Origin of the sequence: Curtobacterium sp. B8, assembly GCF_000333315.1 — a bacterium.
Classification (GTDB): Bacteria; Actinomycetota; Actinomycetes; order Actinomycetales; family Microbacteriaceae; genus Curtobacterium; species Curtobacterium luteum.
Map to the genome: position 1 here is coordinate 1 of NZ_BACW01000322.1, position 5,468 is coordinate 5,468.

Annotated in this window: 4 protein-coding genes and 1 pseudogene; all 5 read right to left on the minus strand. The window is 73.4% G+C overall.

Going from position 1 to position 5,468, the window contains the following annotated elements:
* Positions 1 to 768, minus strand: a 768-nt coding sequence (locus tag I59_RS07875; RefSeq protein WP_022903395.1) for an aminoglycoside phosphotransferase family protein, incomplete at its 3' end; no start/stop codon positions are given.
* 93 nt (positions 769 to 861) lie between these two features.
* Positions 862 to 3,171 carry an FdhF/YdeP family oxidoreductase gene (locus I59_RS07880; RefSeq protein ID WP_022903396.1) on the minus strand — a complete coding sequence of 770 codons (2,310 nt, stop codon included), beginning with the start codon at positions 3,169 to 3,171 and terminating at the stop codon, positions 862 to 864.
* A pseudogene (fdhD, locus tag I59_RS19515) lies at positions 3,168 to 4,033 on the minus strand (formate dehydrogenase accessory sulfurtransferase FdhD). Before fdhD ends, I59_RS07880 begins: the two are co-directional and overlap by 4 nt.
* A 78-nt stretch (positions 4,034 to 4,111) precedes the next feature.
* Positions 4,112 to 5,275 (minus strand): molybdopterin molybdotransferase MoeA, encoded by a 1,164-nt coding sequence (locus I59_RS07890; protein ID WP_022903397.1) that lies wholly within the window; start codon positions 5,273 to 5,275, stop codon positions 4,112 to 4,114.
* A partial coding sequence (locus I59_RS07895) for a DUF6457 domain-containing protein (protein WP_031273339.1) occupies positions 5,272 to 5,468 on the minus strand: 197 nt, incomplete at its 5' end. The genes I59_RS07895 and I59_RS07890, both read right to left, overlap by 4 nt.

The window sequence follows — 5,468 nt, forward strand, 5'->3', positions numbered from 1 at the left end:
GAGCACGCGGACTGGTGCGAGACCCGTCCGGTCGGCCAGCAGTCCGACCCGGTCCGCGAGGACCGTCCCGGGGTCGGGGTGGGCGAACGGGTCGTCGACCTGCACGAGCAGCGGACAGAGGTCGTACGCGGGGTCGCCTGTCATCGGTTTCGGGTCGATCACGAGCCACGGTTCGCGTCCGGCCATGAGGACGTTGCCGGGGTTGTGGTCACCGTGCACCACGACCGTGGCCGGAGCCGACCGGGGGAGCTCCCGGAGGAGCGCGATGCCGTGCCGGACGATCCCGGGGTCGAGCGGCGGCGCGAGGGTCCGCATCCGCTCCTCGGCGAGGTCGGCCCACTCGTCGCAGACGTCGACGAGCCGCTCGAACGGGGACGCGTCGGGCACCCCGGCCGCCCAGAGCCGTGCGACGGCGCCCGCACCGATCGCCAGCCGCTCGGCGGCGCTCAGGTCCGTCCGGTCGACGAGTCGTGTGCCGGGGTCGCAGCGCTCGAGCAGCAGCACGAACGGGTCGTCCGGATCGACCGCGAGCAGTCGGACCGCTCCCTCGCCGCCCCACCAGGCGAGCGCTGCCGCTTCGTCCCGGGCCTCGCGGTGCGGGAACGACAGCTTGAGCACCGCTGCTCCGCCGTCCGCGGTGGTGACGGCCTGCACGTGGGACACGCTCCCGCCGGTGATCACCCTGCCCGGCCGGAGGTCCCAGCGCGCGACGGCGGCGGCGAGGCGGTCCGGGACGGTCCGGTGCCAGGCGTCCTCCGTCGGCCACATGACCCCACCGTACGGCGTGGCCGCCCGTGCGGCGAGCCGGCCCGGCCGCCCGGCCCAGCGAGCCGGACCAGGGCGCCGGACCCGCGTCCGGCGTCAGCCGACGGGGACGGGAGCCACCACCGGGGTCAGCCGGACCGGGACCGCCTTCGACACCGGGGTGTTGCTGCCCTTCGCGGCGGAGTCGAGGGGGACGAGCACGTTCGCCTCGGGGAAGTACGCCGCCGCGCAGCCCTTCGCACTCGGGTAGGCGACGATCCGCTGGTCGCGGAGCACCCGCTCGACGCCGTCGTGCCAGACGGTCGCGACGTCGACGTGCTGGCCGTCCTCGAGCCCGAGCTCGGCGAGGTCCTCCGGGTTCACGAAGACGACGTGCCGACCCTTCTTGATGCCGCGGTACCGGTCGTTGAGGCTGTAGATCGTCGTGTTGTACTGGTCGTGCGAGCGCAGGGTCTGCAGCAGCAGGGTGCCCTCGGGCCGTTCGACGTGCTCGAGCTCGTTGACCGTCAGCATCGCCTTGCCGGTCTCCGTCGCGAAGGTCCGGGAGTCGCGGGGGCCGTTCGGCAGGACGAAGCCCTCCTTGCTGCCCGCCCGGCGGGAGTAGTCGTCGAAGCCCGGGACGACGTGGCTGATGTGGTCGCGGATCACGCCGTAGTCGTCGCGCATGGCCTCCCACGCGATCGGCACCCGGTCGCCGAGGACGGCTCGGGCGAGTTCGCAGACGATGGCGACCTCGCTGCGGAGTCCGGGGGCGACGGGCGGCACCTGGCCGTGGCTGCCGTGCACGGAGCAGACGGTGTCCTCGACGGAGACGAACTGCGGCCCCGCGGCCTGCACGTCGATCTCGGTCCGGCCCATCGTCGGCAGGATGAGTGCCTCTTCCCCGACGACCGCGTGCGACCGGTTCAGCTTGGTCGACACCTGGACGGTCATCTCGGTGCCGCGGAACGCCCGCTCGGCGAGCTGCGAGTCCGAGATGGCGGCGACGAGGTTGCCGCCCATCCCCATCCAGAACTTGACGTCGCCTCGCTGCATCGCGTGGATGCCCTTGAGCGCGTCGACACCGTGCTCGCGGGGCGGCTCGAAGTGGAACTCCGCCGCCAGGGCGTCGAGGAAGGAGTCCGGCATCTGCTCCCAGATGCCCATCGTCCGGTCGCCCTGCACGTTGCTGTGGCCGCGGATCGGCGAGGCGCCGGCGCCGGGCTTGCCGATGTTCCCACGGAGCAGCAGGAGGTTGATGATCTCCTTGATCGTGTCGACGGCCTTCGTGTGCTGGGTGATGCCCATCGCCCACGTGATGATCGTCCGCTCGGAGCGCAGGTAGCGGTCGGCGAGCTCGTCGATCTCCGCGAGGGTCAGGCCGGTCGCGCGCACCACCTCGTCGTCGTCGACCTCGAGGATGTGCTCGACGAACGCGTCGTAGCCGCTGGTGTGCTCGTCGATGAAGGCACGGTCGACCACGGTGCCCGGGGCCGCCTGCTCGGCGAGGACGACCCGCTTCGCGACGGCCTGCAGCAGCGCCATGTCGCCGCCGAGCCGGATCTGCAGGAACTGGTCCGCGATCTGGGTGCCGTGCCCCACGACGCCGCGGGGGCGCTGCGGGTTCTTGTACCGCCGCAGACCCGCCTCCGGTAGCGGGTTCACCGCGACGATCTCGGCGCCGTTCTGCTTGGCGTCCTCGAGCGCGGTGAGCATGCGCGGGTGGTTCGTGCCGGGGTTCTGCCCCATGACGATGATGAGCTCAGTCTGCTCGAAGTCGTCGTACGCGATGGTCGACTTCCCGATGCCGACGACCTCGGCCATCGCGAGGCTGGTGGACTCGTGGCACATGTTCGAGCAGTCGGGCAGGTTGTTCGTCCCGAACGCCCGGACGAAGAGCTGGTAGACGAACGCGGCCTCGTTGCTCGTGCGACCCGACGTGTAGAACGACGCCTGGTCGGGGCTGTCCAAGCCGTTCAGCTTCTCGGCGATGATCTCGTACGCGCGCTCCCAGCTGACCGGCTCGTAGTGGTCCTTGCCCGCGGGCTTCCACACCGGCTCGGTCAGCCGACCCTGCATGCCGAGCCAGTACTCGGTCTTGTCGGCGAGGTCGTCGACGGAGTGCTCGGCCCAGAACGTCCGAGGCACCGTCACCGGGGTGGCCTCCCACACCACGGCCTTGCCGCCGTTCTCGCAGAACTCCGCGGTCTTGCGCTTGTCCGGGTCCGGCCAGGCGCAGCTCATGCAGTCGAACCCGCCCTTCTGGTTCAGGGCGAGCATGAGCTTGGCGGTCCGCGCGGCACCGAGCTGTTCGAGCGCTGGGCCCATCGAGTGCAGGACGCCGGGGACGCCCGCCGCCCAGTCCTTCGGCTCGCCGACGGTGAGGTCGGCGTCGGTCACGTCGTCGGTGGGTGGCTGCTTCGTCATCGTGCGCTCACGGTCTCTCTCGGTGCGGCGGAGGCGGGGGCCGACTCCATGATGCGCTCGGGGCGGCTGTACACGACCATGCTCTGCCCGCGGAGGAAGCCGACGATCGTGGTCCCGACCTCCTTCGCGAGGTCCACGGCCAGCGACGACGGCGCGGACACCGCCGCGAGCACGGGGATGCCGGCCATCGACGCCTTCTGAGTCAACTCGAAGCTCGCGCGCCCGGAGACCATGAGGACGGTGCCGCTGAGGGGGAGTCGGTCCTCCTTCACGGCCCAGCCGATCACCTTGTCGACCGCGTTGTGCCGCCCGACGTCCTCCCGGAGCACGAGCATCTGCCCGGTGGTGCCGTCGAAGAGCGCCGCCGCGTGCAGGCCGCCGGTCTTCTCGAACACGTCCTGCGCCTCGCGGAGCCGGTCGGGGAAGGTCGCGAGGAGCGCCGGGTCGAGCACGAGGTCGTCGTGGAGCACCGCGTGCTGGGACTTCGTGCGCACCGCGTCGATGCTGGCCTTGCCGCAGAGCCCGCAGGAGCTGGTCGTGTAGAACGCTCGCTCCAGGCTCGGGTCGGGCGCGGGCACGCCGGCAGCCAGGGTGACGTCGAGCACGTTGTACGTGTTCAGTCCTTCCTCGGTCGCGCCGGCGCAGTACCGGGCCGCCGCGAACTCGTCACCCCGGGCGATGACGCCCTCGGAGACGAGGAAGCCTGCCGCGAGGTCGACGTCGTGGCCCGGTGTGCGCATCGTGATGGCGAGCGCCGAGCCCCCGACGCGGATCTCGAGCGGCTCCTCGACGGCGAGCAGGTCCTCCCGGACGANCGGGAAGTGGCGAACGTGATGCGCGTGAACCGCTTCCGGGCGGTGATCCGTTCATGGCTCGGGTCTCCACCCCGGGCCGCGTCGGACCAGGGTGCGCGGCCGCGGTGCGGTTCCCGGCCGGTCGCTCACCAGGGCAGCGCGAGCGCGGGCACCTCGTCGCCCGCCCGCGCGCCCACGTCGACGACCATCAGCCCGTCCGCGTCGGCGAGCCCGCGCAGCATCGCCGACGTCTGGTGCGCGGCAGGGACCGCTCCGTCCGGCGTGGCCCGGTAGGCGAGCACGAGCGCGCCCGGCCGGTCGACCGGGACGTCGACCGCCAGCCGGACCGAGCCGGGCGCCGCGAGCGGCCGGCCGGTGAGCCCGGCGACGAGGGGCCCTCCGAGCAGCACGGCCCCGACCATCGCGGCCATCGGGTTGCCGGGGAGGCACAGGTACAGCGTGCGACCCCGCCGCGCGAGCATCGCCGGTCGACCCGGACGGACGTCCACCCGGTCGACGACGAGTTCGGCGCCGATCCTGCCGAGCGCCCCGCGCACGTGGTCGGTCGACGACCCGGCCGTCCCGCCCGTGGTCACGACCAGGCGTTCGACCGCGCCGGCCAGTGCCCGCTCCGTCACGTCCGGGTCGTCCGGGACCCGCAGCGTCGATGCCGGACCCGCCCCGAACGCACCGAGCACCGCGGGCAGGGTCGTGGAGAACACGTCCCGCACCTGCCCGGGCCGCGGGACGCCGTGCTGCACGATCTCGTCGCCGAGCACCGCGACCCGCACCGTGGGGGCCGGGACGACGTCGACGGCGTCCACGCCCGAGGCTGCCGCGAGCGCCACGCGGGGCGGGGTGAGCACGGTGCCCGCGGGGAAGAGCCGCTGACCGACGGCGACCTCCTCGCCGGCGGGACGGACGTGCCGGCGGGCGCTGGTCGTGTGGCGCACGAGCCGTCCGTCCACGACGTCGGCGTCCTCGGACCGCACGACCGACGCGGTGCCGGGCGGCACCGGTGCGCCGGTCGTGATCGGACGTGCCTGTCCGGCCCGCAGCACTCCGGTCGAGGGCTCCGCGCCCGCGACGATCGGAGCGCCGAGCACCCAGGGCCCGGCACCCGCGACCGCCCACCCGTCCATCGCCGCGCCGTCGTGGCCGGGGACCGCACCCGGGGCGTGGAGGTCCGAGGCGAGGACGCGTCCCAGCGCCGCCGCCAGGTCGGTCGGTTCGCCGGTCTGGCGGAGCAGCGTCCCAGCCGCGTGCGCGGCGGCTCGCGCGTCGGTCCAGCGTGGGGCGGCCGGGCTCACGCTCCGCCCTGGTCGGCCCGTGCGACGGCGAGCCGGGTCGCGGTCGCGGTCGCGTCCGCCAGGTCCTCGGCGCTCCCGCCACGCAGGCCCGCCGCGTACCCGACGAGGAACGTCGTGAGCGGAGCCGCCGGGCGTGCGACCCCGTGCGCCGCGTCACGCGCGAGGTCGAGCACCGTGCTGATGTCGACGGGGG

Bases quoted from the DNA above. Each gene is read 5' to 3' on its own strand.
- I59_RS07880 (WP_022903396.1), bottom strand. From the start codon at position 3,171: ATGACGAAGCAGCCACCCACCGACGACGTGACCGACGCCGACCTCACC.